This is a genomic window from Oharaeibacter diazotrophicus (assembly GCF_004362745.1).
Taxonomy (GTDB): Bacteria; Pseudomonadota; Alphaproteobacteria; order Rhizobiales; family Pleomorphomonadaceae; genus Oharaeibacter; species Oharaeibacter diazotrophicus.
On sequence record NZ_SNXY01000007.1, the window covers coordinates 489,923 to 516,078 of the forward strand.

General features: G+C 71.0%; 22 protein-coding genes. 11 read left to right on the forward strand and 11 right to left on the reverse strand.

Annotated features, from left to right (window positions below; all coding sequences use genetic code 11):
* The first annotated feature begins 40 nt into the window (after positions 1-40).
* Positions 41-499 (forward strand): VOC family protein, encoded by a 459-nt coding sequence (locus EDD54_RS10845; protein WP_126541185.1) that lies wholly within the window; start codon positions 41-43, stop codon positions 497-499.
* On the opposite strand, the gene EDD54_RS10850 is transcribed toward EDD54_RS10845, so the two are convergent.
* Positions 500-2,149 carry a Na/Pi cotransporter family protein gene (locus EDD54_RS10850; RefSeq protein ID WP_126541186.1) on the reverse strand — a complete coding sequence of 550 codons (1,650 nt, stop codon included), beginning with the start codon at positions 2,147-2,149 and terminating at the stop codon, positions 500-502.
* Positions 2,150-2,426: 277 nt separating this feature from the next.
* On the opposite strand from EDD54_RS10850, the gene EDD54_RS10855 reads away from it, so the two are divergent.
* Together EDD54_RS10855 and EDD54_RS10860 are read left to right on the forward strand one after the other, a co-directional pair.
* A complete protein-coding gene (locus EDD54_RS10855) occupies positions 2,427-3,215 on the forward strand; it encodes a substrate-binding periplasmic protein (protein ID WP_126541187.1) in 789 nt (262 codons plus the stop codon).
* A 38-nt stretch (positions 3,216-3,253) separates the two neighbouring features.
* Entirely contained in the window at positions 3,254-4,012 is a 759-nt protein-coding gene (locus EDD54_RS10860) for an amino acid ABC transporter permease (RefSeq protein ID WP_126541949.1), read from the forward strand.
* Between the two features lie 3 nt (positions 4,013-4,015).
* On the opposite strand, the gene EDD54_RS10865 is transcribed toward EDD54_RS10860, so the two are convergent.
* Both EDD54_RS10865 and EDD54_RS10870 read right to left on the reverse strand, forming a co-directional pair.
* Positions 4,016-7,213, reverse strand: a complete 3,198-nt coding sequence (locus EDD54_RS10865) for an efflux RND transporter permease subunit (RefSeq protein ID WP_126541188.1) — start codon at positions 7,211-7,213, stop codon at positions 4,016-4,018.
* 18 nt (positions 7,214-7,231) lie between these two features.
* Positions 7,232-8,527: an efflux RND transporter periplasmic adaptor subunit gene (locus EDD54_RS10870; protein ID WP_126541189.1), complete on the reverse strand. Its 1,296-nt coding sequence runs from the start codon at positions 8,525-8,527 to the stop codon at positions 7,232-7,234.
* 236 nt (positions 8,528-8,763) lie between these two features.
* Between EDD54_RS10870 and EDD54_RS10875 the strand changes: the two genes are divergently transcribed.
* Positions 8,764-9,360, forward strand: a complete 597-nt coding sequence (locus EDD54_RS10875; protein ID WP_126541190.1) for a DUF2585 domain-containing protein — start codon at positions 8,764-8,766, stop codon at positions 9,358-9,360.
* Positions 9,361-9,526: 166 nt separating this feature from the next.
* A complete protein-coding gene (locus tag EDD54_RS10880) occupies positions 9,527-10,573 on the forward strand; it encodes a hypothetical protein (protein ID WP_126541191.1) in 1,047 nt (348 codons plus the stop codon).
* Positions 10,574-10,661: 88 nt separating this feature from the next.
* Here EDD54_RS10880 and EDD54_RS10885 read toward each other — a convergent pair whose 3' ends face one another.
* Genes EDD54_RS10885 through EDD54_RS10900 form a run of 4 tightly spaced genes read right to left on the reverse strand, consistent with a single transcriptional unit; the run spans position 10,662 to position 13,971 of the window.
* The gene (locus tag EDD54_RS10885; RefSeq protein ID WP_126541192.1) at positions 10,662-11,219 is read right to left on the reverse strand and encodes a DUF934 domain-containing protein; all 558 of its coding nucleotides are present in this window, start codon (positions 11,217-11,219) and stop codon (positions 10,662-10,664) included.
* A 5-nt stretch (positions 11,220-11,224) separates the two neighbouring features.
* On the reverse strand, positions 11,225-11,995 hold the full coding sequence (locus tag EDD54_RS10890) for a phosphoadenylyl-sulfate reductase (RefSeq protein ID WP_126541193.1): 771 nt from the start codon (positions 11,993-11,995) through the stop codon (positions 11,225-11,227).
* Complete coding sequence (locus EDD54_RS10895) at positions 11,985-13,640, reverse strand: nitrite/sulfite reductase (protein ID WP_126541194.1); 1,656 nt, start codon at positions 13,638-13,640, stop codon at positions 11,985-11,987. Before EDD54_RS10895 ends, EDD54_RS10890 begins: the two co-directional genes overlap by 11 nt.
* 22 nt (positions 13,641-13,662) lie before the next feature.
* Positions 13,663-13,971 (reverse strand): DUF2849 domain-containing protein, encoded by a 309-nt coding sequence (locus EDD54_RS10900; protein ID WP_126541195.1) that lies wholly within the window; start codon positions 13,969-13,971, stop codon positions 13,663-13,665.
* A gap of 341 nt (positions 13,972-14,312) precedes the next feature.
* On the opposite strand from EDD54_RS10900, the gene EDD54_RS10905 reads away from it, so the two are divergent.
* On the forward strand, positions 14,313-14,846 hold the full coding sequence (locus EDD54_RS10905; RefSeq protein ID WP_126541196.1) for a BLUF domain-containing protein: 534 nt from the start codon (positions 14,313-14,315) through the stop codon (positions 14,844-14,846).
* A 131-nt stretch (positions 14,847-14,977) separates the two neighbouring features.
* On the opposite strand, the gene EDD54_RS10910 is transcribed toward EDD54_RS10905, so the two are convergent.
* The 4 genes from EDD54_RS10910 to EDD54_RS10925 all read right to left on the reverse strand — a co-directional run bounded on the left by EDD54_RS10910 (position 14,978) and on the right by EDD54_RS10925 (position 20,217).
* Positions 14,978-16,273, reverse strand: a complete 1,296-nt coding sequence (locus EDD54_RS10910) for an NAD(P)/FAD-dependent oxidoreductase (protein ID WP_245515723.1) — start codon at positions 16,271-16,273, stop codon at positions 14,978-14,980.
* Positions 16,274-16,344: 71 nt separating this feature from the next.
* Positions 16,345-17,730: an aspartate aminotransferase family protein gene (locus EDD54_RS10915; protein WP_126541197.1), complete on the reverse strand. Its 1,386-nt coding sequence runs from the start codon at positions 17,728-17,730 to the stop codon at positions 16,345-16,347.
* Positions 17,731-17,890: 160 nt separating this feature from the next.
* Positions 17,891-19,309, reverse strand: a complete 1,419-nt coding sequence (locus EDD54_RS10920; protein WP_126541198.1) for a glutamine synthetase family protein — start codon at positions 19,307-19,309, stop codon at positions 17,891-17,893.
* 152 nt (positions 19,310-19,461) lie between these two features.
* Positions 19,462-20,217, reverse strand: a complete 756-nt coding sequence (locus EDD54_RS10925; RefSeq protein ID WP_126541199.1) for a GntR family transcriptional regulator — start codon at positions 20,215-20,217, stop codon at positions 19,462-19,464.
* A gap of 212 nt (positions 20,218-20,429) precedes the next feature.
* On the opposite strand from EDD54_RS10925, the gene EDD54_RS10930 reads away from it, so the two are divergent.
* The 5 genes from EDD54_RS10930 to EDD54_RS10950 all read left to right on the forward strand — a co-directional run bounded on the left by EDD54_RS10930 (position 20,430) and on the right by EDD54_RS10950 (position 26,058).
* Positions 20,430-21,785 carry a glutamine synthetase family protein gene (locus EDD54_RS10930; protein ID WP_245515724.1) on the forward strand — a complete coding sequence of 452 codons (1,356 nt, stop codon included), beginning with the start codon at positions 20,430-20,432 and terminating at the stop codon, positions 21,783-21,785.
* Between the two features lie 217 nt (positions 21,786-22,002).
* Positions 22,003-23,055 carry a polyamine ABC transporter substrate-binding protein gene (locus tag EDD54_RS10935; protein WP_245515745.1) on the forward strand — a complete coding sequence of 351 codons (1,053 nt, stop codon included), beginning with the start codon at positions 22,003-22,005 and terminating at the stop codon, positions 23,053-23,055.
* A gap of 97 nt (positions 23,056-23,152) precedes the next feature.
* Complete coding sequence (locus tag EDD54_RS10940; RefSeq protein WP_126541201.1) at positions 23,153-24,301, forward strand: ABC transporter ATP-binding protein; 1,149 nt, start codon at positions 23,153-23,155, stop codon at positions 24,299-24,301.
* An 11-nt stretch (positions 24,302-24,312) separates the two neighbouring features.
* The gene (locus tag EDD54_RS10945) at positions 24,313-25,221 is read left to right on the forward strand and encodes an ABC transporter permease subunit (protein WP_126541202.1); all 909 of its coding nucleotides are present in this window, start codon (positions 24,313-24,315) and stop codon (positions 25,219-25,221) included.
* A gap of 12 nt (positions 25,222-25,233) precedes the next feature.
* Positions 25,234-26,058: an ABC transporter permease gene (locus EDD54_RS10950; protein ID WP_126541203.1), complete on the forward strand. Its 825-nt coding sequence runs from the start codon at positions 25,234-25,236 to the stop codon at positions 26,056-26,058.
* The last annotated feature ends 98 nt before the right edge of the window (positions 26,059-26,156 follow it).

Sequence of the window (26,156 nt, forward strand, 5' to 3'; positions counted from 1 at the left end):
GCCGCCGCGGCGGCACCGCGCCCCACCACGGAGACGCCCGATGTCGAAGATCTCGCCCTGCCTGTGGTTCGCCCGCGACGCCGAGACGGCCGCCGCCTTCTACGTCTCGCTGCTGCCGGACAGCCGGATCGACCATGTCCGCCGCAGCCCGGTCGACACGCCGTCCGGCCCGGCCGGCGACGTGCTGCTGGTCGAGTTCACCCTCGCCGGCCAGCCCTATCTCGCCCTCAACGGCGGCCAGCCGGCCGAGCCGTCGATGTCGGTGTCGCTCCTGGTGCGCTGCGACGACCAGGCCGAGGTCGACCGGCTGTGGGCCGCGCTGGTCGAGGGCGGCAGGCCGCTGCAATGCGGCTGGCTGGTCGACCGCTGGGGGATCCACTGGCAGATCGTGCCGCGCCGCATGCTGGAGCTGCTCGCCGATCCGGTCCGCGCGCCGCGGGCGATGGCGGCGATGATGGAGATGGTCAAGCTCGACATCGCCACGATCGAGGCGGCCTGATCACGCGCTCTTCAGGCGCGACCCGCCGATCAGGCCGGCCTGTTCGAGGATCGGGTGCGCGACCACCGCGACGTGGGCGGCGATGCGCTTCAGGTCGCGGATCACGTCGAGGTGGACCGCGCTGGTCTCGATCGAGGCCGGCGTGCCGGCGCGCAGCCGTTCGAGATGGAGCGCGATCGCCTCGCGCTCGCGGCTGCGGATCTCGTCCTTGCGCGCGATCAGGTCGCGCGCCATCGCGGTGTCCTGGGTGACGAAGACCGTGAGGGCGAGCCGCATCTGCTCGAGGACGGTGCGGTGCATCTCCCGGATCTCCCGCCAGCCGCTGTCGGAGAAGGCGACGTGCCGGCGACGCATCTTCTCGGCCAGCGGCAGCAGGCTCTTGTCGATGACGTCGCCGACGTGCTCGAGGTTGGTGGTGAAGACGACGAGGTCGAAGGCGCGCCGCGCCTCGGCCTCGCCGAGCGGACCGCGGGTGAGGCGGGTCAGGTAGAGCTTGATCTCCTCCTGGAGTTCGTCGATCGCGGTGTCCTGCGAGGCGATCGAGGCGCGCGACACCGCGCCGTCCGGCTCGAAGGCGACGATCGCCTCGCGCAGCATCGCCTCCACCATGTCGGCGAGCCGCATCAGTTCGCGCGTCGCCGCCCCGAGCGCGAGGCCCGGCCGGTCGAGCAGGTCGTCGTCGAGGTGCAGCGGCCGCGACGGCGAGGGTGCCACCACGGGCTCCGGCACCAGCCGGACCAGGAGGTCAGCCACCGGACCGGTCACCGGCAGGAAGACGGCGGCGAGCAGGAGGTTGAAGCCGGTGTGCGCGAGCGCCACCTGCGCGGCCGGCGAAAGGCCGGTCGAGCCCAGCACCGGCCCGATCCACGGCAGCAGCGCGGCCGCGGCGGCGGCGCCGGCGACGCGGAAGCCGAAGTTGCCCCAGAGTATGCGCCGCACCGACGGCCCCGAACCGGCCGTGAGCCCGAGCGGGATCATGCCCGAGCCGACGTTGGCGCCGAGGGTGAGGGCGAGCGCCACCGGCACCGGTACGGCGCCCGACGCGGCCAGCGACATGAACAGCAGCACCATCGCCACCGAGGAGTGCACCATCCAGGTCGCCGCGGCGGCGAACACCACGGTCAGGAGCACGTCGCCGCCGACGCCGGCGATCACCGCGTCGAAGGCCGCGCTGCCGCGGGCGGGGCCGGAGGCCGCGACGATCATCTTCAGCGACAGGATCATCAGGGCGAGCCCGACGATCACGCGGCCGATCTGGCGGACGCGGGGCCGCCGCCCGTCGAGGAACGCGAGCACGCCGACGACCAGCAGCACGGGCGCCAGCGCGGCGAGGTTCACCGACATCACCTGCACCACCAGCGTCGAGCCGACGTCGGCGCCGAGCATCACGGCGAGCCCGGCCGAGAGGGTGACGAGACCGCGCTCGGCAAAGGATGCGGTCAACAGGCCGGCGGCGGTGGAGCTCTGCAGCGCCGCGGCCGCGGCGACACCGGCGGCGAGCGCCCCGATCCGCGTCGCGGTCGCACGCCGCAAGAGCGTGCGCAGGGCGTTCTCGTAGGCGCGCAGGATGCCGGTCTTCACCATGCGCGTGGCGAAGACGAGCAGGGCGATGCCGCCGAGGAGATCGAGCAGGAACTGGTGGTCCGCCATCGTGAACCGCCTCGCGAATGCGCCGAAACTGCCAGTCTACTCCTTAGCCGGTGAAACGAAAGGGCGTTGAACGGTCGACGAAACCGGGCGAAAGCGACACCTCGGGCGGACGCCCGCGACATCGGCTTCGTCACGGGCGGACCGGGGCCGCCGGCTCGAGGCGCGCGGCGTTCCCCGGGGCGCCCCCGGCGGGGAAGGGATTTGCTTGATTCCCCGCCGGGCTTCCTCTTTGATCGCGGCCCTCGCCACGTCGAACCGCTCAGCCACAGGGGGCATCATGTTCGATCTCGTCCGGACGGCGGCCGCCGCCGTCCTCGCCGCCGTCGTGTCGGTCGGCGCCGCCGTCGCCGCCGAATTGCCGGATCTGAAGGGCCGCACCATCGCCTTCGCGACCGCGGGCGACTACACGCCCTATTCCTACATCGACACCGCCACCGGAAAGCCGATCGGCTGGGACGTCGACTTCGTGGAGGCGGCCGCGGCCAAGCTCAACGCCAAGGTCGAGTGGAAGGTGGTGTCCTGGGACATCATGCTCCAGGCGATCCGCGACGGTCAGTTCGACGCCGGCACCGACGGCATCACCATCACCGACGAGCGCCGCGAGGTGGTCGACTTCTCCGCGCCCTACTTCACCGCCGCCACCCGCATGCTGGTGCGCGCGGACGAGACCCGCTTCTCCGACGCCAAGGGCTTCGCCGCCGACGAGAATCTCACCGTGGTCGCCCTGCCGGGCACGTCGCAATATTACGTCGCGGTCGGCACCTTCTTCGGCGGCACCGAAGGCAATCCGCGCCTGAAGCAGTTCGACACCTTCGAGAACAGCCTGCTCGCCCTGAACGCCGGCGACGTCGACCTCCTGCTCACCGACAGCTTCAGTGCCGACAAGTTCGTCGCCAACTCCGGCGGCAAGCTGAAGGCGCTGCCGGAGGTGCTCGGCTCGGAGGACTTCGGCCTCGTCTTCCCCAAGGGCTCCGACCTCGTCGCGCCGTTCGACGCCGCCATCGCGGCGCTGAAAGCCGACGGCACCACCGCCAAGCTCGACGAGAAGTGGCTCTCGCACAAGTGAGCGGGGGCGAGCGCGAGTTCCCCTGGTGGCTGGTGGCGATGGTCGTCCTGCTCGGCGGCCTCGCCGTGATGATCTGGCGCGACCCGGTCTACGCCGGGTTGTTCGCCGTGGTCTCCCGGGGCGTCCTGACCACGATCTGGGTGACGCTGGCGAGCTTCGTCGCCGCGTCCGTGCTCGGGCTGGCGATCGCCGCCGCCGGCCTGTCGCGCTTTCGCCCGCTGCGGCAGGCCGCGATCTTCTACGTCCAGCTGGTCCGCGGCATCCCGATCATCGTGATCCTGTCCTACACCGCCTTCGTCGGCGTGCCGTTGCTGGTGGCCGCCTACGGCACGGTGTTCGCGCCGGCGATCGAGGCGGGGCTGATGCCGGCGGTGCTGACGCGCGACGTCGACCTCGTCTGGAGGGCCGTCTTCGCGCTGACGATCGGCTACGCCGCCTTCCTCGCCGAGATCTTTCGGGCCGGCATCCTGTCGGTGTCGAAGGGGCAGGTCGAGGCGGCGACCGCGCTGGGGCTCGGGCGGTTCCAGGTGTTCCGCCTGATCGTGCTGCCGCAGGCGGTGCCGGTCGTGCTGCCGCCGCTCGGCAACGACTTCATTTCGATGGTCAAGGACAGCGCGCTGGTCTCGGCGATCGGCGTCGCCGACATCGCCTACATGGGCAAGACCGCCTCCAGCACCAACTTCCGCTATTTCGAGACCTACAACATCGTCGCCTTCCTCTACCTCGTCATGACCCTCGGCCTCTCGCTCGGCCTCGGCTGGGTCGAACGGCGGCTGCGCCGCCGCTACGAACGCTGAGGGTCACTCGGCGGGCGAGGGGGCCGGAGGTGCGGGGGCGACGGACGACGGCTCCGGGATGGGCTCCGTCGGCGCTGTGGGTTCGTCGTCGCCGGCGAGGCGAGCCTCCTCGGCCTCCTCGAGTTCGCGGGCGAGCCGGGCCTCGCCCTCGGCGCGGGGCTTGGAGAAGCCGGCGAGCAGGAGATAGGCGACCGGTGTCAGGAACAGCGTGAAGACCGTCGCGAAGCCGAGGCCGCCGACCAGCACCCAGCCGAGCGCCACCCGCGCCTCGGCGCCGGCGCCGAAGGCGAGCACCAGCGGCACCGCGCCGACCACGGTCGCGATCATCGTCATCGACACCGGGCGCAGCCGCGTCAGGCTGGCCTCCAGGATGGCGGCTCGGACGCCGCGGCCCTCGTCGCGCAGGTGATTGGCGAACTCGACGATCAGGATGCCGTTCTTGGCCATGATGCCGACCAGCATCACGAGGCCGATCTGGCTGTAGAGGTTCAGCGTGCCGCCGGTGAGCGCGATCGCGAACACCGCGGCGGCGAGGCCGAAGGGCACGGTGGCGATGATGATCAGCGCCGCGACGAAGCTCTCGAACTGCGCCGCCAGCACCAGGAGGATCACCACCAAGGCGAAGCCGAAGGTGGTGGCGAAACCGCCGGAGGTCTCCTCCAGCGTCGCCGCCTCGCCGAGCGGCACGATCCGGAAGCCCGGCGGCAGCGTCGCCGCGGCCACCGTGCGGGCGGCGTCGAGACCGGCGCGGAGCGCGGTGCTGTTGTCGAGGTCGGCGGTGATCGGCACGGCGCGTTGTTGCGATTCGCGCGACAGCGACGGTGCCGTCGCCTCCTCGCGGATGGTCGCGATCGACGACATCGGCACCATCCGGCCGTCGCGGGTGCGCACGAACACGCCGGCGAGGTCGCCTGGATCGTCGATCGGGTTGCCGGTCGAGACCAGCTTCACCGGGATCGACTGGTCGGCGACGTTGACGGTGGCGACCTCGCGACCGTCGAGCACCGCCTGCAGCGCCTCGCCGAGACCGGTGATCGAGACGCCGAGGTCCTGCGCCCGGTCGCGGTCGATCACGACGGAAAGCTGCGGCTGGGTCGCCTGGAAGTCCAGGCGGACATTGGCGAGTTCCGGCGTCGCCTCCAGCGCGGCGACCAGCTTGTCGCCCTCGGTGGCGAGGCTGGCGTAATCCGGCCCGAGCAGCGCGATCCGGAGCCCCTGGCCGCCGCCGCGGATGCCGAGCGAGTTCGACGACAGGGTGAACGCGCGCACGCCCGGGACGCCGGCGACCTTGCGGCCGATCTCGGCGGCGATGTCGGTCTGGCTGCGGGCGCGCTCCTCCCACGGTGCCAGCGTCAGGATGGCGAAGCCGCTGTTGGCGCCGTTGCGGCCGGCGATGGTGAACACCGCCGCGCCCTCGCCGCTGTCGAGATAGGGCTTCAGCACCGCGTTGATGCGGTCCATCTGCCGGCCCATGTAGTCGATCGACACGCCCTGCGGCGCCGTCACCGACAGCGCCACGCTGCCGCGGTCCTCCTTGGGCGTCAGTTCCTGCGGCAGCTGGAGGAAGGCGATCCAGGCGGCGAAGGCGAAGGCCGACGAGGCCACGATCACCACCAGCGGCGCGGCGAGTGCGGCCCTCAGCAGCCTCGCGTAGAGCGCCGCGAGCAGGTTGCCCGCGCCGCCGACGATCCGGCCGAGGATCGAGCGGCGCCGGGCCCGGCCGGCGTCGCCGAGGATGGTCGCCGCCAGCATCGGCGCGAAGGTGAGCGCGGTCACCGACGAGATCAGCACCGAGATCGCCAGCACGAATCCGAATTCGCGGAACAGGCCGCCGGCGACGCCGGGCAGGAACGAGATCGGCACGAAGACGGCGGCGAGCGTCGCGGTGGTCGCCAGCACCGCGAAGAACACCTCGCGGGTGCCGACCACGGCCGCCGCCCGCGCTCGGGCGCCCATGGCGCGGCGGCGGACGATGTTCTCGAGCACCACGATGGCGTCGTCGACCACGAGGCCGGTGGCGAGCACCAGGGCGAGCAGGGTCAGGATGTTGACCGAGAAGCCGACCAGCCACATCGCCGCCAGCGTGCCGATCAGCGAGACCGGGATGGTCACGGCCGGGATCAGCGTCGCCTTGAGGTCGCCGAGGAACAGGAAGATCACCGCGACGACGATGACGACGCCGAGGCCGAGCGCGATCTCGACCTCGTGCAGCGCGCCGCGGATGAACTGGGCGTCGTCGGAGGTGACGAAGAGTTCGACGCCCGGCGGCATCGTCGCGGCGAGTTCGGCGACCGCCTTGCGCACGCCGGCGGAGATCTCGATCGTGTTCGACTTGGCGGCCCGCACGATGCCGAGGCCGATGCCGGTATGGCCGTTGACGCGCAACTGCGAGGTCTCGAGGTCCGGTCCGAGCGTCACCGCGGCGACGTCGGCGAGCCGGGTGTTCGGGTCGATCAGCAGGTTGCCGATCGCGGCGGCGTCGACGAGGCGAGCGTCGGCGCGCACGACGAGGCTCTGGTCGGCGTTCTGCAGCGATCCCGCCGGGGCGTCGAAGTCGACGCTGTCGAGCGCAGCCGACAGGTCGGCGACGGTGAGGCCGCGGGCGGCGAGGGCGGCCTGGTTGATGTCGACCCGGAACACCGCCTCCTGGTCGCCGAACTCCTGGACGTCGGCGACGCCGTCGACGGCGGCGAGCCGGTCGAGGACGCGCTCCTCCACCAGCGTGGTCAGCGCCTCGATCGAGAGGGTGTCGGACGTCACCGCGACCCGCATGATCGGGTCCGAATCGGCGTCGGCCTTGACGATCTGCGGCTCGTCGGCGTCGTCCGGCAGGGTGTTGCGGACGCGGGAGACGGCGTCGCGGAGATCGTTGGCGGCGACGTTGAGGTCGACGTCGTCGGAGAACTCCACGGTGACGCGCGAGCGGCCGAATTGCGACTGGCCCGAGATGTTCTCGACGCCCGCGACCCTGGACGCCGCGCCCTCGACCGTGGAGGTGATCTCGGCGTCGACGGTTTCCGGCGAAGCGCCGGTGTAGGTCACCGTCACGGTCACGACCGGGCGGTCGATGTCGGGCAACTCGCGGATCTCGATGCCGCGGAAGGCGGCGAGGCCGGCGACCACCACCAGCGCGTTGACGACGAGCGCCAGCACCGGGCGGCGGACGAACAGGGCCGTGAAGGCGGCGGCGCCGGAGACCATCGGTTCTCTCCCCTGTCGTCAGCCGCGAGTGCCGGCGGGCGCGGGCGGTGTCGCGGCCGCCGGCCCGTCGCCGCGGGCGGCGTCGGCGAGCGCGACTTTGGCGCCGGGCCGCAGCCGCTGCACGCCCTCGACCACCACGGTGTCGCCGGCGGCGAGGTCGCCGTCGACCAGCACGGTCTCGGCGCTGCGCTCGACGATCCGGACCGCGACGCGCTCGACGGCGCCGTCCTTCACCCGCCAGACGTAGGAGCCGTCGCGGTCCCACTGCACGGAGAGGGCGGGCACGGCGATCTCGTCGTCGCCGGAGAAGCGCAGGGTGACGTGGAAGCTCATGCCGGGGCGCAGGAGGTCGGCGGCGTTGTCGAGCGCGGCCTGGACCACCAGGGTCCGGCTGTCGCTCTCGACGCGGCTGCCGAGCGCTGTGACCTCGCCCTCGAAGTCGTCGCCGGGCCGGGCCGGCGTCACCGCCGAGACCGACTGGCCGAGCGCGACCTTGGAGGCGAAGGCCTCGGGGATGCGGAACTCGATCTTCAGCGTGGCGCGCTCGTCGAGGGTGACGATCTCCGTCGTCGACGACACCATGGCGCCGACTTCCACCGTGGTCAGGCCGACGACGCCGGCGTAGGGCGCCAGGATCACGCGGCGGTCGAGCGCAAGCCGGGCGTCGCGGACGGCGAGTTCGGCCGCCTGGAGTTCGGAGCGCGCGGTGTCGCGGTCGACCGCGGATATGGCGCGCGAGCCGGCCAGCGTCTCGTAGCGCGTCGCCTTGGCGCGGGCGTCGGAGAGCGTGAGCTCGGCCTTGGCGAGGGCGATCTTCTCGGCGTCGTCGTCGAGACGCACCAGCACGGCGCCGGCCTTGACGACCTCGCCGGGACGGAAGCCGATCTCGGTGACCTCGCCGGTCGAGCGCGGGAACAGCGTCACCGTGCGCGCCGCTTCGGCGGTGCCGATCGCGACGACGCGGTCGTTGGTCTTCTGCGTCGACGCCGGCGCCGCGACGACGGTGATCGGCCCGGACGGACCGCCGCGGCCGCCGCCCTGGCCGCCGCCCGAGCGGGATCCACCTTGGGCGGCACCGGCCTGGACACCACCGGCCTGTCCGCCGCCGGCCGGGCGCTTGCCGGCCCCGGCGGTCGCGGGGCCGGCCGCCGCGTCGGCCTCCGGTCGCGCCAGGAAGGCCCAGGCGGGCAGCGCCGCCTCGGGCACGCCGAGCCCGGCCAGTGTCGCCCGTGCGGACGGATCATAGGCGCCCCAGGCGAAGACGCCGGCGACGGCGAGGACGCACACGAGGACGACCTGCTTCCAGACGGCCATGAGGGAAAGGCTCCGAAACGCGGGGACACGGGAACGCAGGCAATATTGTACGCCCGTCCCGCAGGGAAACGGCGGAAAGTGTCACGCTTTGTATCGACCGGCGGTTCCCGCCGCACCCGCCGATCACGATGACGTGACGGCGCGGGCGTGGACGCCGCCGTCGCGATCGTCGCGCCGGTATCGCGGCGCCCGGGAATCGGCCAAGCTCCCGTCCACCCGACACCGCCGGAGCCTCCATGGCCGTCTTCTCGCCGCGCAATACCGCGATCGCCGCGCTCGTCCTCCTCGCCGCCACCGCCGCGACCCTGCTCGCCATGGGCCGGGTGCCGATCTGCACCTGCGGCGAGATCAAGCTGTTCGCCCCGGAGGTCTATTCGCCCGACAACTCGCAGCAGATCGCCGACTGGTACACGCCCTCGCACGTCATCCACGGCTTCCTGTTCTACGGTGCCACCTTCCTGCTCGCCCGGCTGCTGCCGGCCGGCTGGATGCCCGTCGGCGCGCGCCTGCTCCTCGCCATGCTGGTCGAGATCGGCTGGGAACTGCTCGAGAACTCGCCGATCATCATCGACCGCTACCGCGCCCAGACCATCGCGCTCGACTATTACGGCGACAGCGTCCTCAACTCGATCTGCGACGTGCTCGCCATGATGATCGGCTTCTGGATCGCGCGCCGGCTGCCGGTGCTCGCCACGGTCGCGCTCGGGATCGGCCTCGAGATCCTCTGCCTCGTCGTCATCCGCGACAATCTCACGCTCAACGTGCTGATGCTGGTCCATCCGGTCCAGGCCGTGCTCGACTGGCAGAAGGGAGCGATGCCCCCCGCGCCCTGAGCGCGGGCCACGTCCTGCCATCGGAACCCGATCGCGCCCCCGCCCGTTCGGTGCCACGGGCCGGCCAAACCCTCGCCACGACCGCCTGCCAGGGTTTCGCCGTTCGCCGCGCCGTCGGCGATCCGGGCCGGCGCCGCCGCGCCCCCATTTTCGGACGAGGACACCGATGCCGTACCGCCGGCGCACCCGCATCGCGATCGCCGCGCTCGCCCTCGTAGCCGTCACGGCCCCGGCCGTCGCCGAGGGCTACTACGACGCTTGGGGCGAATGGGTCGAACTCGCCCCGGTGCCGCCGGAGCCGATCCCCGAGGCGCCGCCGGTCTACAGACCGCGCGTCGCGCCGCCGCCGGTCGCGGTCTACGCCGACCCGCCGCCGGGTTTCGAGGGCGTGCCGGTCTACACCGACCCGCGCGCCGCACCGGCACCCGGTTGGTCCGACCCGCCGCCGATCCCGCCGGAGGACGTCCCGGACGCCGGCCGGCCCGCCCCGGTGTTCCGGGTCGACCCGCGCGGCTATCTCGTGGGACCGGAGGGCGACGACCCCCGCGCCGCGCCGGAACCGGTGCGTCCGCGGATCGTGCGGCGCGCACCCGAGCCGTCCCTCGTGCCCGAGCCGTCGCCCGATCCGGTCGGCCGCGCTCCCGACGGCGCCACGATCGACGTGCCCCCCGTCGCCGCCGTCCCGCCGGCGTCGGTGGAACCGCCGCGCGGACCGGCGCCGGGCGTCGCCGCGCCGCGCCGGATCGACCTCGGCGCGACCATGGCGGCGCTGGCGCTCTACGATCCCGCCAAGCGCGCGGCGGTGAAACTCGCCGATCCCGCCGCCCGCAACGCGGCGATGAAGAAGGCCAACGCCTATCTCGTGACCGCTTCGGCGCGGCCGGCGAGCGAGGCGACGATCCGGGCGATCGACAAGCTGCTCGGGATCCCCGTCGACAAGGATTCGACGGCGCTGCCCGGCGCCGGCACCACGGTGGAGCGGCCGAAGGTGGCGCGGCCCGCCGACGTCGCGGCGCTCGAGGGCCGGCTCCGGGCCTATCACGACGCCCGCCTCGGCGCCGGCGGCAAGCCGACGCTGCTGTTCGGCGCGGGCGGCAGTCCGCTCGACGCTGGCGAGATGGCCGGCCTCGACCTCTTCCTCGGCCTGCCGAAGGGCGGTCCGGTGGTCGCCGACGGTGGCGTGCCGACGCCCGGCACCGCGGCGACGCCGTGAAACGAGCGCGGCCCGGCGTGTGATGCCGGGCCGTTGAACGCGGGGAAGTCGAACGCGGGGAAATCGCGACCGCGGGCGGTCCCGTGTCTCAGTCGATCGTTTCCGGGCGGCGCAGCCAGGGCCGGGTGCCGACCGGCGCCTCGACGGCGGTGGCCGGCTGGTAGTAGAGCGTCGGCGCGGGGTCGCGGCCCTCGGCGAGGTAGCGGCGGGTGACCGCGTGGCGGACCTCGAGCGCGTCGAAGCCGACGCGGCGCATCATCGTGACCTGATCGATCAGCACGTTGCCGACCGCGCGCAATTCGCCCGCGTAGCCGGCGCGGCGCAGCAGCGTGGCGTGGCTGAAGCCGCGGCCGTCGTTGTACTTCGGAAAGTCGACCGCGATCACCGCGAGCCGGTCGAAGTGCGGGACGAGGTCGCGAACGCGATCGGCGGGGCCGACCACCACGCCGACCGGCTTGTTGCCGAGCGTGTCGGCGGCGGCCTCGCCGAGGAAGCGCGCCACCGGCAGCAGCACGCCGCCCTCGGCCGGGATCGCCTCGTCGTCGGCGAGGCGGCGCCAGCCGTCCGCCTCGAAGCGGCCGTTGCGCCAGACGTCGGCCCCCTCCGTGGCGGGTTCGGCCGTGGTGATCGTGGTCCGGATCGTCATGGCGGTCAGATTCCGCTTCCCTGGGCTTCGCGGCCGATCAGGCCGAGGTGGATGCCGCATTCGACCTTGGCCGTGCCGCGCCAGCGGCCGGCCCGCTCGTCCTCGCCCTCGGCGACGCGCGAGGTGCAGGGCATGCAGCCGATCGACTTGTAGCCATCCGCGACCAGCGGGTGCGGCGGCAGGTCGGCGGCGATCCGGTAGGCCTCGACGTCCTTCGACGTCCAGCCGGCGAGCGGGTTGATCTTGTACTTCGCGCCGTCGACCTCGACCAGCGGCAGGCCGGCGCGGGTGTCGGCTTGATAGCGCTTGCGGCCGGTGATCCAGGCCGAGAAGCCCTCGACGGCGATCGACAGCGTCTCGACCTTGCGGACGTTGCAGCAGGCGTCGGTGTCGCGGAACCACAGGGTGCCGTCCGGGTCGACCTCGGAGATCCGCTGCGGCGTCGGCTTGACCGAGCGGACGTCGGTGAGGCCGAGCCGGGCGATCAGGGCGTCGCGATAGCGCAGCGTCTCGCCGAACAGCTTGCCGGTGTCGATGAAGATCACCGGCAGCGCGCGGTCGATCCGGGCGATCATGTCGAGCAGCACGGCGCTGTCGGCACCGAAGCTCGACACCAGCGCCAGTCCGCCGGCGAAGGGGCCTTCGGCGGCGGCGCGCAGCACGGCCTCGGCGTCGAGGCCGTCCCAGGCGGCGGAGAGCACGCGGGCGTATTCGGCCGGTGCCAGGGCGGCGGGCGCGGCCGTGGCCTCGCCCGGGACGAGGACGTCATGCGCCATAGAGCGCCTCCTTGAACGGTGCTTCGCCGACGCGGCGGTAGGCGGCGAGGAAGGTCTCGTCGGGGGAGGTGCGCAGGCCGAGATAGGTGTCGACCACGGTCTCGATCGCGTCGACGATCTCGTCGGAGGAGAAGCCGCGGCCGACGATCTCGCCGACGGCGGCGGTCTCGTCCGGGCTGCCGCCGAGGGTGATCTGGTAGACTTCCTCGCCCTTCTTGTCGACGCCGAGGATGCCGATGTGGCCGACGTGGTGGTGGCCGCAGGCGTTGATGCAGCCCGAGATCTTGATCGACAGCGGCCCGATCGCCTCCTGCCGCTCCGGCGCACCGAAACGCTCGGAGATCCGGCTCGCCACCGGGATCGAGCGGGCGTTGGCGAGGGCGCAGTAGTCGAGGCCCGGGCAGGCGATGATGTCGGTGACGAGGCCGGCGTTGGCGGTGGCGAGGCCGTTCGCCGCGAGCACCGCGTGGATCGCCGGCACGTCGTCGAGGGCCACGTGCGGCAGGATCAGGTTCTGCTCGTGGCTGACGCGGACCTCGTCGAAGCCGTAGCGCTCGGTGAGGTCGGCGACCACGTCCATCTGGTCGGCAGAGGCGTCGCCGGGGATGCCGCCGATCGGCTTCAGCGAGATGGTCAGCGAGGTGTAGCCCGGCACCTTGTGCGGGTGCAGGTTGGTGCGGGCGAAGCGGTCGAAGGCGGGATCGGCGGCGCGCGCCGCCTCGAAGGCCGCGCTCCGGGCCGGCCGCTCGGGCATCGCCGGCAGGGCGAAATAGGTTCGGATGCGCTCGATCTCCTCCACCGGCAGCGTCAGGACGCCGCCGCGGATCGCCGCGAACTCCTCCTCGACCCGGGCGCGGATCTCGTCGAGGCCGGTCTCGTGCACCAGGATCTTGATGCGGGCCTTGTACTTGTTGTCGCGCCGGCCGAACAGGTTGTAGACGCGCAGGATCGCGTCGACGTAGGCGACGAGGTCGACCGCCGGCACGTAGGACGACACCTCGCGCGCCATCATCGGCGTGCGGCCCTGACCGCCGCCGACGAAGACGCGGAAGCCGATCTCGCCGGCCTCGTTCTTCACCAGCTGCAGGCCGATGTCGTGGGTGCGGATCGCGGCCCGGTCGTGGGCGGCGCCGGTGACGGCGATCTTGAACTTGCGCGGCAGGAACGAGAACTCGGGGTGGATCGACGACCACTGCCGGAGGATCTCGGCATAGGGGCGGGGGTCGGCAACCTCGTCGGCGGCGGCCCCGGCGAAGTGGTCCGAGGTGACGTTGCGGATGCAGTTGCCGGAGGTCTGGATGGCGTGCATCTCGACCTCGGCGAGCTCCTCGAGGATCTTCGGCACGTCCTTCAGCGCCGGCCAGTTGTACTGGATGTTCTGGCGCGTGGTGAAATGGCCGAAGCCGCGGTCGTAGACGCGGGCGATCCGGGCGAGTCGGCGCATCTGCCGGCTCGACAGCGTGCCGTAGGGCACCGCGACGCGCAGCATGTAGGCGTGGAGCTGGAGATAGAGCCCGTTCATCAGCCGATGCGGCCGAAACTCGTCCTCGGTCATCTCGCCGGAGACGCGGCGCGCCACCTGGTCGGAGAACTGGGCCACGCGCTCGCGGACGAAGGCGGCGTCGAACTCGTCGTAACGGTACATCGCGGGTCTCGGGCTCTCTGGCTCAGGCGTCGGCGGCGAAGGGTTTCAGGTCGGCGCGGTGGTCCGACTTCACGGTCGGGCCGAAGGCGCGGATGCGCTCGCGCAGGCGCACCGGCACCACGCGACCGTCCTCGAGCTTGACGTCGATCACCGCGAGGTCGACCACCACGGCGCCGGCGACGTCCTTCTGCGCCTCGGCCTCGGCAACGGCGGCCGAGGCCTTGTCGGCCAGCACGCCGGCGTCGTCCACGGACCGCACCCAGCTGCCGTCGGCGGCGCGGAACACGACCTCGCCGTCGATCAGGCGGTTGGCGGTGACGATCTGCGGCATCTCTGGCGTCTCCGGAACGGACTTTCGTCGGGAGCCCATGAGATAGGACAAATGTCCGCCCGCCGCGCCGTCGGGCTTTCCAATCTCCGCGGTCGGCGCGGAATGTATTTCCGGTCGCCGCGCGGATGGGAAAAAATCCTCCGACGGCCGGTCCGCGGCGCAGCTCCCGCGGGTCGTGATCACGGTTTCGAGAAAACCATACCAATCCGATCGACATTCCGTGATCGACGGACGCGGCGGCCACGATTGCGGTGCGAGGGCTGCATTTGCGCGGTTTCGTAAACGCTCGCGAAGAGATTCCGGCGCACGATCGGTCATGGTCGGACCGGAGGACGTCCGAAATGTATCTCCACAGGTTGATCTACTACAGCACCAACAAGATCCGCGACCTCGGCCTGCCGCTCGCAGCCGAACTCAAGGCGATCATCTCGGCCGGCCACCGCCACAACCCCGCGGCCGGCATCACCGGCGCGCTGGTGTTCAACGAGCGCCACTTCCTCGGCGTGCTGGAGGGCGACCGCCGCATGGTCTCGGCCGCCCTGATGCGCATCGCCGCCGACCGCCGCAACGGCGAGATCACGGTGATGTCCGCCGGCGCGGTCGACGAGCGCCGCTTCGACGACTGGCTGTCGGTCTACGCCGGCCATTCCGACGCGGTCGACCGGCTCTACCTGCACTTCGGCCTCGTCCAGGGCCTCGATCCGCCGCGCATGGGCGCCGAGAGCGCGCTACGGCTCGCCGAGGCGCTGTGCCGGCTCGATCCGAAGGCGCTCGCGCCCGTGGTGGCGCCGCCGCCGGCCGAGCCGGTCGAAGTGATCAAGGTCACGCCGGTGTTCCCCGGCGCCCAGGGCAGGCCGGCGACCGCCCCGGCCTGACCTTCGTACCTGTCTCGCCAAGTCCCGATTCGTGGGGACCTCGCGAGGTTTCGGCCTTTCGGCCGGCGCCCGGTCGGGCGCTTCTCGCCTGCAATGCTCCGACCACGGGTTGGAACTTTGCAGGCGCGGTATCACAGCCGGTCGCGGATCGAGAACCAGGTCATGGCGGCGACCAGCGTCGGCCAGCGCAGCCAGGTGCCACCCGGGAAAGGCGGGCAGGGCAGGGCGGCGAAGGCGTCGAAGCGTTCGCCGACGCCGCGGATCGCCTCGGCGAGGATGTGCCCGGCGTAGGGGGCGATCATGACGCCCTGGCCGGAATAGCCGGCGGCGACCCAGACGTTCGGCTTCGGACGGCGCAGGTAGGGCAGCCGGTTGACGGTGATGCCGAGGGTGCCGCCCCAGGCGTGGTCGACCGGCACGTCCTTCAGCCGCGGGTAGATCGGCGCCATGTGCCGGCGCACGAAGGCCGTCATGTCCTTCGGGAAGCGCGGCGTGAAATTCTCGCCGCCGCCGAACAGCATCCGGCGGTCCGCCGTCATGCGCCAATAGTGGACGACGAAGCGGGTGTCGCTGGCGGCCTCGCCGCCGGGCATGACATCCTCGTCGAGCGGGGCGGTGGCGAGGATGAAGTTGTTGAGCGGCATCACCCGGGCGTCGGTGTCCGGGTCGAGCCCCCCGAGATAGCCGTTGCCGGCGAGCACCACGGTGTCGGCCGTGACGCGGCCCTGCGGCGTCTCCAGCACCGCCTTGGCGCCGTGGCGGATCGCCAGGACGCGACTGTCCTCGTGGATGGCCGCACCGGCCGCCGCCGCGGCGCGGGCGAGGCCGAGTGCGAATTTCAGCGGGTGGAGATGGCCGCCTTGCGGGTCGATCGTCCCGCCGTGGTAGACGTCGGTGCCGAGCGCGGTGGCGGTCTCGGCCTTGTCGAGGAAGCGGATCGGGCCGCGGCCCCAGTAGGTGGTCTGGCGTTCGGCGTCGCGGCGGGCGTCGTCGATCCAGCGGGCCTTGTGCACCGCGTGGATCAGGCCGTCGGCGAGCTCGACGTCCATGCCGTGGTCGGCGATCAGGGCGCGCTGGAACAGCCGCGCCTCGTCGGCGAAGGCGAGCAGCTTGCGGGTCGCGGCTTCGCCGAAGCGGGCGGCGAGCCAGTCGGGATCGTGGCGCTGGCCCGGGTGGATCTGGCCGCCGTTTCGACCCGAGGCGCCCCAGCCGACCTTGTTGGCCTCGAGCACGACGACGTCGTAACCGGCTTTCGCCAGCGACAGCGCGGTCGACAGCCCGGTGAAGCCGGCGCCGATCACTGCGACGTCGGCGCGCCGGTCGCCGCGGAGGGCCGGATAGGACGGCAGCGGCCCGGCCGAGGCGGCGTACCAGGACGAAACGTGCGGCGCGCCGCCCTGCGGCGGCATGAAGGCGGTGGGATACATGGGCTCGTGGATCGGGGGCGAGGGAAGGGGAGGCGGGGCGCCGACGGCGATCCGTCGACGCCCGACCGGCCTCAGCCCATCAACCCCTCGGCCTTCAGCGCGTCGTGGGTCATGTCGAGGGTGCGGGCGGCGAGACGGACGAGTTCGTCGGCCTCCTCGTGGCTGATCACCAGCGGCGGCGAGATGATCATGGTGTCGCCGACGGCGCGCATGACGAGGCCGTTCCTGAACGAGAAGTCGCGGCACTTCAGGCCGACCTTGCCGTCGCCCTCGAAGCGGCGGCGCGAGGGCTTCGCCGGCACCAGCTCGAGCGCGCCGACGAGACCGGTCATCCGGGCCTCGCCGACCAGCGGGTGGTCGCCGAGCTTCAACCAGCGCTCGCGGAGGTAGGGTCCGATGTCGTCGGCGACGCGCTCGACCAGCTTGTCGCGGCGGATGATCTCGAGGTTGGCGATCGCCGCCGCGCAGCAGACCGGATGGGCCGAATAGGTGAAGCCGTGGTTGAAGTCGCCGGTCTCCTCCAGCACGGCGGCGACCTTGTCCGAGATCATCACGCCGCCGATCGGCAGATAGCCGGACGACAGGCCCTTGGCGATCGGCATCAGGTCGGGTTCGGTGCCGAAATACTCGGAGCCGAACCAGCGGCCGAGCCGGCCGAAGCCGCAGATCACCTCGTCGGAGACGAACAGGATTTCGCGCTCGCGGCAGATGCGGGCGACCTCGGGCCAGTAGGTGTCGGGCGGGATCACCACGCCGCCGGCGCCCTGGATCGGCTCGGCGATGAAGGCGGCGATCTTGTCCTCGCCGATGGCGTCGATCGCCTTCTCGAGCTCGCGCGCCGCCCACAGGCCGAACTCGTCGCGGCTCATCTCGCCGCCCTCGCCGAACCAGTAGGGCTGGGCGATGTGGTGGATGCCGGGAATCGGCAAGCCGCCCTGCTTGTGCATCGGACCCATGCCGCCGAGCGAGGCGCCGGCGACGGTGGAGCCGTGGTAGGCGTTGCGGCGGGCGACGATCACCTGCTTGTCGGGCTTGCCGAGCGTCGCCCAATAGGTGCGCACGAGGCGCAGCACGGTGTCGTTGGCCTCGGAGCCCGAACCGGTGAAGAACACCCGGTTGAAGCGGGCCGGCGCGATCTCGGCGAGCAGCGCCGCGAGTTCGATCGCCGGCGGATGCGAGGTCTTGAAGAAGGTGTTGTAGTAGGACAGCTCCAGCATCTGGCGCTGCACCGCCTCGGCCACCTCGGCCCGGCCGTGGCCGATGTTGACGCACCACAGCCCGGCCATGCCGTCGAGGATGCGGTTGCCGTCGCTGTCGGTCAGCCAGACGCCCTCGCCCTTGACGATGATCCGGCTGCCCTCGGCGTTGAGCGCGCGCGTGTCCGAGAACGGATGCACGTGGTGCGCGGCGTCGAGCGCCCGGTAGTGCGCGGTGGGGTACTTGTTGTGGAGGGTCATGGCGGCCTCGGGGGTAGGCAGTAGGGCTTGGGCAGTAGGCAGTGGGGGTTCGGCAGTCGGGCTTCGGCAGTAGGGATTCGGCAGTAGGGCTTCGGGCGCGGCGGGCGTCCCACGCTCGACGCCCCCTACTGCCGACTGCCTACTGCCGACTGCCGCGTCGTCAGACGCTCAGCAGCAGATACTCCCGCTCCCAGCTGGAGATCACCTGCATGAAGGTCTCGTATTCCTGCTGCTTGATCGCGCGGTAGGTCGAGACGAAGCGCTGGCCGAAGATGTCGGCGAGCTCCTCGGTCTCCTCGAACAGGGCGAGGGCCTCGAGCAGGCCGCGGGGCAGGCCGAAGGGCAGGTGGCGGGCGGAACCGTCGATCGGGTCCTCCGGCGACAGCTCCTCCTTGATGCCGAGGTAGCCGCAGGCGAGCGAGGCGGCGAGGGCGAGATACGGGTTGGCGTCCGACGACGGCACCCGGTTCTCGACGCGCCGCGCCTGCGGCCCGGAGTTCGGCACGCGGATGCCGACGGTGCGGTTGTCGTAGCCCCAGTGGACGTTGATCGGCGCCGCGGTGCCGCGGGCGAGCCGGCGGTAGCTGTTGACGTAGGGCGCCAGCATGCACATCACCGACGGCAGGTACTTCTGCTGTCCCGCGATGAAGGCGAAGAAGTCGGACGAGGGCGTGCCGTCCTCGTTGGAGAAGATGTTGCGGCCGGTGGCGGCGTCGACCACCGACTGGTGGATGTGCATCGCAGAGCCGGGCTCGCGGCTCATGGGCTTGGCCATGAAGGTGGCGTACATGTTGTGGCGCAGCGCCGCCTCGCGGATCGTGCGCTTGAACAGGAACACCTGATCGGCGAGCTGCAGCGGATCGCCGTGCCGCAGGTTGATCTCCATCTGCGCCGCGCCCTCCTCGTGGATGAGCGTGTCGATCTCGAGCCCCTGCGCCTCGGAGAAGTCGTAGATGTCGTCGAAGAGGTCGTCGAACTCGTTGACGGCCTGGATCGAATAGGACTGCCGGCCGCTCTCGGCGCGGCCCGAGCGGCCGACCGGCGGCTCGAGCTGGTAGTCCGGGTCCTTGTTCTGCTTGACGAGGTAGAACTCCATCTCCGGCGCCACCACCGGGGTCCAGCCCTCGCGGTCGTAGAGCGCGGTGATCCGTTTCAGGAGCTGGCGCGGCGCGATGTCGACCGGGCGGCCGTCGCGGGTGTAGGCGTCGTGGATGATCTGCGCCGTCGGGTCGGAGGCCCAGGGCACCACGGCCAGCGTCGAGAAATCGGGCTTCAGCAGGATGTCGCCGTCGGTCGGGTCCTGTTTGAAACTGGCGTCCTCGGCCGGGTATTCGCCGGTGATGGTCTGGGCGAACACCGACGTCGGGATCGACATGGTCGGGCTGCCGAAGAACTTGTCGGCCGGCATCAGCTTGCCGCGCGCCACGCCCGCCTGATCGGGGGCCATGCACTCGATGTCCTCGATGCCGCGCTCGCGCAGCCACAGCTTGGCCTCCTCGGCGCTGGCGACGCCACGCAGCGAACTGGTGGCGCGGTCCTGACCGGTGGCGGTCTGGCCGGAGGGCGTGAGGGCGGTCATGCGTCGGGTCTCGCGTGGTCGGCGACGCCGCCGGTCCCGTCCGGACCGGCGGAATGCACCGGCGCCGGAGGGGCGGTGCGCGTCTCTGTCACGGTCATTTGTGATCACAAATGTGCGGCTTGTCAATCCGGCCCGCGCCGGCGCCGTCGCGATCAGGTCCGGCGGCTGCGGCCCGCCTTCTTTTCGGGCAGCGCCGCCTCCGCCTCGAGCGCCTCGCCGATCAGCTCCATGCCCTCGCGGATGTCCAGCAGGATCGCCTGCGCCAAGCCGTCGGCGTCACCGTCGGCGGCGGCGCGGATGGCCGCCTTGTGGTGGTCGACGAGGCCGGTCGTACCGACCCGGCCGTAGATCATCCGCATGAACGGGCCGAAGCGCAACCACACCGCCTCCACCAGCGGCAGGAACACGTCCGAGCGCGACTGCCGGTAGATGGTGAAGTGGAAGGCGTGGTTCTGGCGCATGTAGCTCTCGACGTCACCGGAGACGAGGCTGACGTCGATGGCGTCGTCGATCTGCTTCAGCTGGCGGACGTGCTCGCGGCCGATGTTCGGGGCGGCGAGGGCGGCCGCCTTGGGCTCGAGCAGGGCGCGCGCCTCCAGGATCTCGCAGAAACGCTGCTCGGTCATCCGCGGCACGGCGATGCGCCCGCTCTCGGAAATGTCGAGGGCGCGCTCGGCGGCGAGGCCGCGGATCGCCTCGCGCACCGGCATCGGGCTGACGCCGAGCTGCTCGGCGAGGCCGCGCAGGGTCACGGGACGGCCCGGCTGGATCCGACCGATGATCAGCGCCTCGCGCAGCGACAGGGTGACGCGTTCGCGCACCGCCGAGCGGATCGGCGCCTCGGTCCCCGCCGCGTCGGCGTCGGCGATGCCCGTCTCGTCCGCCTCCCCACCCGCCGTCCGCGCCATGCCGGTCGTCTCCTTCGCTTGACCCCGCTTGCAAGTTTGTGATCACATAGTGTTCCGAACGCAACAACAAAGACGGCGGGGCGCCGATTTTCGGCACCGATCTTGCGAGGGTTCGGCGCCGATCGTGCGGAAGCGGTCGGCGGTGCGGTCAGAGCGGACGGCGGCGGCGGGGTGCGACCCGGCTTCCGCCCCGCTCCAGCGACGAGGACATCTTGGTCAAGGCCCTGACCGACATGGCGGACGACGAGGCGAGGCGCTTCCTGAAGGCGCATCCGGACGTCGAGAGCGTCGAGTACCTGATCACCGATTCCAACGGCGTCGTCCGGGGCAAGTGGGCGCCGCCGCAGAGTCTCGCCAAGGCCGCCAGCGCCGGCATCGCGATGCCGCTGTCGCTGTTCGGCTTCGACGTCTGGGGGCGCGACGTGCCGGCGGCGGGCCTGTCCTTCGAGACCGGCGACGGCGACGGCGTCTGCCGGCTGGTGCCGGGCTCGATCCGCCGCGTGCCCTGGGCGCGCCGGCCGACGGCGCAGGCGCTGGTGTCGATGCACCTCGACGCCGGGGCGCCGTGGACGCTCGATCCGCGCCAGCAGCTCGCCGCCGCGGTCGAGCGGCTCGCCCGGCTCGGCCTTCGCGCCGTTGCCGCCTTCGAGCTCGAGTTCTACCTGATCGATCCCGAGCGCCAGGGCGAGGCCCTGCCGGTGCTGTCCGGCACGCCGGGGCCGGAGCGGCCGAATACCTACGGCCTCGACGACCTCGCGATCTACGAGGACCTGTTCGCCGACATCCGCGCCGCCGCCGCCGTCCAGGGCCTGCCGATCGACACCATCGTGTCGGAGGCCGCCGCCGGGCAGTTCGAGGTCAACCTCCGCCACAAGCCGGACGCGCTCGGCGTCGCCGACGACGCGGTGATGCTGAAGCGGCTGATCGTCGAGATCGCCCGCCGCCGCGGCTTGCGCGCCACCTTCATGGCCAAGCCCTGGATCGACCGGCCCGGCAACGGCATGCACGTCCACGCCAGTCTGGTCGACCGCGACGGCGTCAACGTCTTCGCCGACCCCGCCCGCGGCACGCAGCGGCTTGAGCAGGCGATCGCCGGCCTCGTCGACGGCATGGCCGCCTCGACGCTGGTATTCGCGCCCACCTTCAACGCCTATCGCCGGCTGCGCCCCGGCGCCCACGCCCCGACCAGGGCCTCATGGGGCTACAACAACCGCACTGTCGCGATCCGTGTGCCCAATTCCGAGCCCTACGCCCGGCGCCTCGAGCACCGCGTCGCCGGCGCCGACGCCAACCCCTATCTCGTCATGGCGGCGGTGCTGAACGGCATGGCCGACGGCCTCGAGCGCGAGGCGCGGGTGCAGCCGCCGGTCAACGGCGACGACAACGTCAGCGCGATCCCGCAGCTGCCGCGCGACATGGCGTCGGCGATCGCCACCTTCGAGACGTCGGACTTCGTCCGCCGGGGCTTCGGCACCGGCTGGCGCAAGGTGTTCGCCGCGGTCAAGCGCGCCGAGCTCGCCGCCTTCCTGGACGAGATCACGCCGCTCGAACGGTCGACCTATTTGTGACGGCGGCGGTGGTGGAACGAGGCGTTCGCGGGCGCGGGAAGCTGTTGTCGGACCGATCGGTCTTGGCCTAGGCTCGTCTCCGGTGGCCGGCGGCGTGGGGCGCGGGACGGTCGCTCCGAAATCGACGAAGGGCATTCGCAGGGACGGATGCCCGCAGAGAGAGGGTGCAGGGATGAGCCAGATCCGCAACACGGTGCTCGCCGGCGTGGCGGCCGTGATGCTCGGCGTCGGCGGTGCCGCCGCCGAGGACCGCGTCGTCAACGTCTACAACTGGTCGGACTACATCGACCCGACCATCCTCGAGGACTTCACCAAGGAGACCGGGATCAAGGTCGTCTACGACGTGTTCGATTCCAACGAGCTCGTCGAGACGAAGCTGCTCGCGGGCGGCTCGGGCTACGACGTGGTGGTGCCCACGGGTCCCTTCCTCGCCCGTCAGATCACGGCCGGCGTGTTCCAGAAGCTCGACAAGGCCAAGCTGCCGAACCTCGTCAACGTCTGGCCCGACATCGCGGCGCGGCTCGCCAAGTACGACCCGGGCAACGAATACGCCGTCAACTACATGTGGGGCACCACCGGCATCGGCCTCAACGTCGACAAGATCAAGGCGATCGCGCCCGACGCGCCGGTCGACAGCCTGAAGATGATCTTCGACCCGGCCTGGGCCGCCAAGTTCAAGGACTGCGGCATCAGCGTGCTCGACGCGCCTGACGAGACGCTGGCGATCGCCATGAACTATCTCGGCAAGGATCCAGACAGCAAGGACCCGGCCGATCTCGAGGCCGCCGGCGAACTCTGGAAGTCCGTCGCCCCCTACATCCAGAAGTTCAACTCGTCGGCCTACATCGACGCGCTCGCCAACGGCGACATCTGCCTCGCGCTCGGCTGGTCGGGCGACGTGCTGCAGGCCGCCACGCGCGCCGAAGAGGCCAAGAACGGCGTCAAGGTCGACTACCACATCCCCGTCGAGGGCACCTACATGTGGTTCGACAACCTCGCCATCCCCGCCGACGCCCAGCACGTCGACGAGGCGCACGCCTTCATCAACTACCTGCTGAAGCCCGAGGTGATCGCCAAGGCCTCGAACTACGTCGCCTACGCCAACGGCAACCTCGCCTCGCAGCAGTTCATCGACAAGGCGATCATCGACAATCCCGCGGTCTACCCGCCGGCAGACGTCGTGAAGCGGCTCTTCACGATCTCGCCCTACGACCCGAAGTCCCAGCGCGTGCTGACCCGGGTCTGGACCGCGGTGAAGACCGGTTCCTGATCGAAGAGACCACCCGACGCCCGGCCCCGTGCCGGGCGTCGGCACGTCGGGGGCGACCCGACGGGACGCGACAACGACAAGAGGGGTGGGTGCCGTCATGGCGAAGACGCTGGGGCCGGTGAAGCGCAAGTTCGCACCGTGGGACGAGCCGGGCGCCAAGCCCTACATCCGGTTCGAGAACGTCACGAAGCGCTTCGGCGACTTCGTCGCCGTCGACAACCTCACGCTCGACATCTACGAGCGCGAGTTCTTCTCGCTGCTCGGGCCGTCCGGCTGCGGCAAGACCACGCTGATGCGCATGCTCGCCGGCTTCGAGGAGCCGACCGAGGGCCGGATCCTGCTCGACGGCAAGGCGCTCGCCGGGGTGCCGCCCTATCGGCGCCCGGTCAACATGATGTTCCAGTCCTACGCGCTGTTCCCGCACATGAGCGTCGAGGCGAACATCGCCTTCGGCCTCAAGCAGGACGGCCTGCCGAAGGCCGACATCGACAAGCGCGTCGCCGAGATGCTGCGCCTCGTCAAGCTGGAGCCCTTCGCCAAGCGCAAGCCGCACCAGCTCTCCGGCGGTCAGCGCCAGCGCGTCGCGCTCGCCCGTTCGCTCGCCAAGCGCCCCAAGGTGCTGCTGCTCGACGAGCCGCTCGGCGCGCTCGACAAGAAGCTGCGCGAGGAGACCCAGTTCGAACTGATGGATCTCCAGGTCCAACTCGGCCTCACCTTCGTGATCGTGACCCACGACCAGGAGGAGGCGATGACCGTGTCCGACCGCATCGCGGTGATGGACCACGGCAAGATGATCCAGATCGCCCCGCCGGCGGAGATCTACGAGCAGCCGGCCACCAAATACGTCGCCGACTTCATCGGCGACATCAACATCGTCGAGGGCAAGATCGCCGCGATCGGCGGCGGCTCGGCCCGGCTCCAATGCGAGACCATCGGCATCGCGATCGAGGCCGAGCACGCCGGCGGCGGCAAGGTCGGTGACACCGCCTGGTTCGCGATCCGCCCGGAGAAGGTGACGATCTCGCTCGATCCGCCGGCGCCCGGCGCCGTCAACGCGATCACCGGCGAGGTCTGGGACATCGGCTATCTCGGCGACGTCTCGGTCTACCGCGTCAAGCTGCCGAACGGCACGGTGGTCAAGGCGACGATCGCCAACCGCACCCGCGTGGTCGAGCGGCCGATCACCTGGGACGACAAGGTGACGCTGTCCTGGCCGCGCGACGCCGGTCTCGTCCTGATCAAGTGAGGGAGGCAGAGATGGCCGACGAGTCCTCCCCCGCCGGCGGCGCGCCGAAGTCGCGCTGGCTGGTCGTCCTGGTGCCGTATCTGTGGAGCGTGGTCTTCTTCCTGGCCCCGTTCTTCATCATCGCGAAGATCTCGCTGTCGCAGACGGCGATCGCGATGCCGCCCTACACGCCGGTGTTCGACGGCCTCGCCACGCTCGGGCAGAAGCTCTCCGAACTCTCCTTCGACAACTACGTCTTCCTGACCGAGGACGCGCTCTACTACTCGTCCTACCTGTCGTCGCTGCGCATCGCCGCGATCTCCACGCTGCTCCTGCTGCTGATCGGCTACCCGGTCGCCTACGCCATGGCGCGGGCGCCGAAGTCGCTCCGGCCGATGCTGGTGATGCTGGTGATCCTGCCGTTCTGGACCAGCTTCCTGATCCGCGTCTACGCCTGGATCGGCATCCTGAAGCCGGAGGGCCTGCTGACGCTGCTCTTGCAGACGCTGCACGTCCTCGGCCCCGACGAGCAGGTGCGCATCTACAACACCGAGACGGCGGTCTTCATCGGCATCGTCTACTCCTACCTGCCCTTCATGGTGCTGCCGCTCTACTCGGCGCTGGAGAAGCTCGACGCCACGCTGCTCGAGGCCGCCTCGGACCTCGGCTGCCCGCCCATGAAGTCGTTCTGGGTGATCACCTTCCCGCTGTCGCTGCCCGGCGTGATCGCGGGCTCGTTCCTCTGCTTCATCCCGATCGTCGGCGAGTTCGTGATCCCAGACCTGCTCGGCGGCGCCTCGACCAAGATGATCGGCAAGACGCTCTGGAACGAGTTTTTCAACAACCGCGACTGGCCGGTCTCGTCGGCGGTGGCGGTCGTCCTCCTCGTGATCCTGGTGGTGCCGATCGTGATCTTCCAGAACTACCAGAAGCGCGTCTGAGGGGAGGGCGGCATGAACAACGGCAAGCTCTCCTGGTTCAACGTCACCTCGCTCGTGGTCGGCTTCGCCTTCCTCTACCTGCCGATCCTGATCCTGGTGGTGTTCTCCTTCAACGAATCGAAGCTCGTCACCGTCTGGGGCGGCTTCTCGACCAAGTGGTATGCCTCGCTGTGGCACAACGAGGCGATCAAGGACGCGGCCTGGGTCACGCTGCGCGTCGGCGTGCTCTCGGCGACCTTCGCCACCGTCCTCGGCACCATGGCGGCGCTGACGCTCGACCGCTTCACCCGCTTCCCCGGGCGGACGCTGTTCTCGGCGATGGTCTACGCACCGCTGGTGATGCCGGAGGTGATCACCGGCCTGTCGCTGCTGCTGCTGTTCGTCGCGATCGGCTTCGACCGCGGCTTCTGGACGGTGACGATCGCGCACACCACGCTCACCATGTGCTTCGTCGCGGTGGTGGTGCAGTCGCGGCTCGTCACCTTCGACCGCAGCCTCGAGGAGGCCGCGCTCGATCTCGGCTGCCCGCCGGTCCGGACCTTCTTCCAGATCACGCTGCCGCTGATCCTGCCGGCGGTGGTGGCCGGCTGGATGCTGGCCTTCACGCTCTCGCTCGACGACCTCGTGATCGCCAGCTTCAACACCGGTCCGGGCGCGACCACGCTGCCGATCAAGATCTACAGCCAGGTCCGCCTCGGCGTGACGCCGGAGATCAACGCCGTCTCCACGATCCTGATCGCGGTGGTGGCCTGCGGCGTCGTCGCCGCGTCGGTGCTGACCAAGCGCAGCGAACTCGAGCGCGAGCGCGCCGAGCGCGCGGCTGCGGCGGGCGGCTGAACGCACTGACGGAAATCGATCGGCCGTCGCGACCATCGGGGCGCCCCTTCTGCGGGGGCGCCCCGATGCGCGACGGCCGCTCGGCGTTCGCGGGACAA

Bases quoted from the DNA above. Each gene is read 5' to 3' on its own strand.
- EDD54_RS10925 (WP_126541199.1), bottom strand. From the start codon at position 20,217: ATGGCGCGGACGGCGGGTGGGGAGGCGGACGAGACGGGCATCGCCGAC.
- EDD54_RS10915 (WP_126541197.1), bottom strand. From the start codon at position 17,730: ATGACCCTCCACAACAAGTACCCCACCGCGCACTACCGGGCGCTCGAC.
- EDD54_RS10905 (WP_126541196.1), top strand. From the start codon at position 14,313: ATGTATCTCCACAGGTTGATCTACTACAGCACCAACAAGATCCGCGAC.
- EDD54_RS10885 (WP_126541192.1), bottom strand. From the start codon at position 11,219: ATGACGATCCGGACCACGATCACCACGGCCGAACCCGCCACGGAGGGG.
- EDD54_RS10890 (WP_126541193.1), bottom strand. From the start codon at position 11,995: ATGGCGCATGACGTCCTCGTCCCGGGCGAGGCCACGGCCGCGCCCGCC.
- EDD54_RS10895 (WP_126541194.1), bottom strand. From the start codon at position 13,640: ATGTACCGTTACGACGAGTTCGACGCCGCCTTCGTCCGCGAGCGCGTG.
- EDD54_RS10910 (WP_245515723.1), bottom strand. From the start codon at position 16,273: ATGTATCCCACCGCCTTCATGCCGCCGCAGGGCGGCGCGCCGCACGTT.
- EDD54_RS10855 (WP_126541187.1), top strand. From the start codon at position 2,427: ATGTTCGATCTCGTCCGGACGGCGGCCGCCGCCGTCCTCGCCGCCGTC.
- EDD54_RS10870 (WP_126541189.1), bottom strand. From the start codon at position 8,527: ATGGCCGTCTGGAAGCAGGTCGTCCTCGTGTGCGTCCTCGCCGTCGCC.
- EDD54_RS10865 (WP_126541188.1), bottom strand. From the start codon at position 7,213: ATGGTCTCCGGCGCCGCCGCCTTCACGGCCCTGTTCGTCCGCCGCCCG.
- EDD54_RS10945 (WP_126541202.1), top strand. From the start codon at position 24,313: ATGGCCGACGAGTCCTCCCCCGCCGGCGGCGCGCCGAAGTCGCGCTGG.
- EDD54_RS10920 (WP_126541198.1), bottom strand. From the start codon at position 19,309: ATGACCGCCCTCACGCCCTCCGGCCAGACCGCCACCGGTCAGGACCGC.
- EDD54_RS10935 (WP_245515745.1), top strand. From the start codon at position 22,003: ATGCTCGGCGTCGGCGGTGCCGCCGCCGAGGACCGCGTCGTCAACGTC.
- EDD54_RS10950 (WP_126541203.1), top strand. From the start codon at position 25,234: ATGAACAACGGCAAGCTCTCCTGGTTCAACGTCACCTCGCTCGTGGTC.
- EDD54_RS10880 (WP_126541191.1), top strand. From the start codon at position 9,527: ATGCCGTACCGCCGGCGCACCCGCATCGCGATCGCCGCGCTCGCCCTC.
- EDD54_RS10940 (WP_126541201.1), top strand. From the start codon at position 23,153: ATGGCGAAGACGCTGGGGCCGGTGAAGCGCAAGTTCGCACCGTGGGAC.
- EDD54_RS10900 (WP_126541195.1), bottom strand. From the start codon at position 13,971: ATGCCGCAGATCGTCACCGCCAACCGCCTGATCGACGGCGAGGTCGTG.
- EDD54_RS10875 (WP_126541190.1), top strand. From the start codon at position 8,764: ATGGCCGTCTTCTCGCCGCGCAATACCGCGATCGCCGCGCTCGTCCTC.
- EDD54_RS10860 (WP_126541949.1), top strand. From the start codon at position 3,254: ATGGTCGTCCTGCTCGGCGGCCTCGCCGTGATGATCTGGCGCGACCCG.
- EDD54_RS10845 (WP_126541185.1), top strand. From the start codon at position 41: ATGTCGAAGATCTCGCCCTGCCTGTGGTTCGCCCGCGACGCCGAGACG.
- EDD54_RS10850 (WP_126541186.1), bottom strand. From the start codon at position 2,149: ATGGCGGACCACCAGTTCCTGCTCGATCTCCTCGGCGGCATCGCCCTG.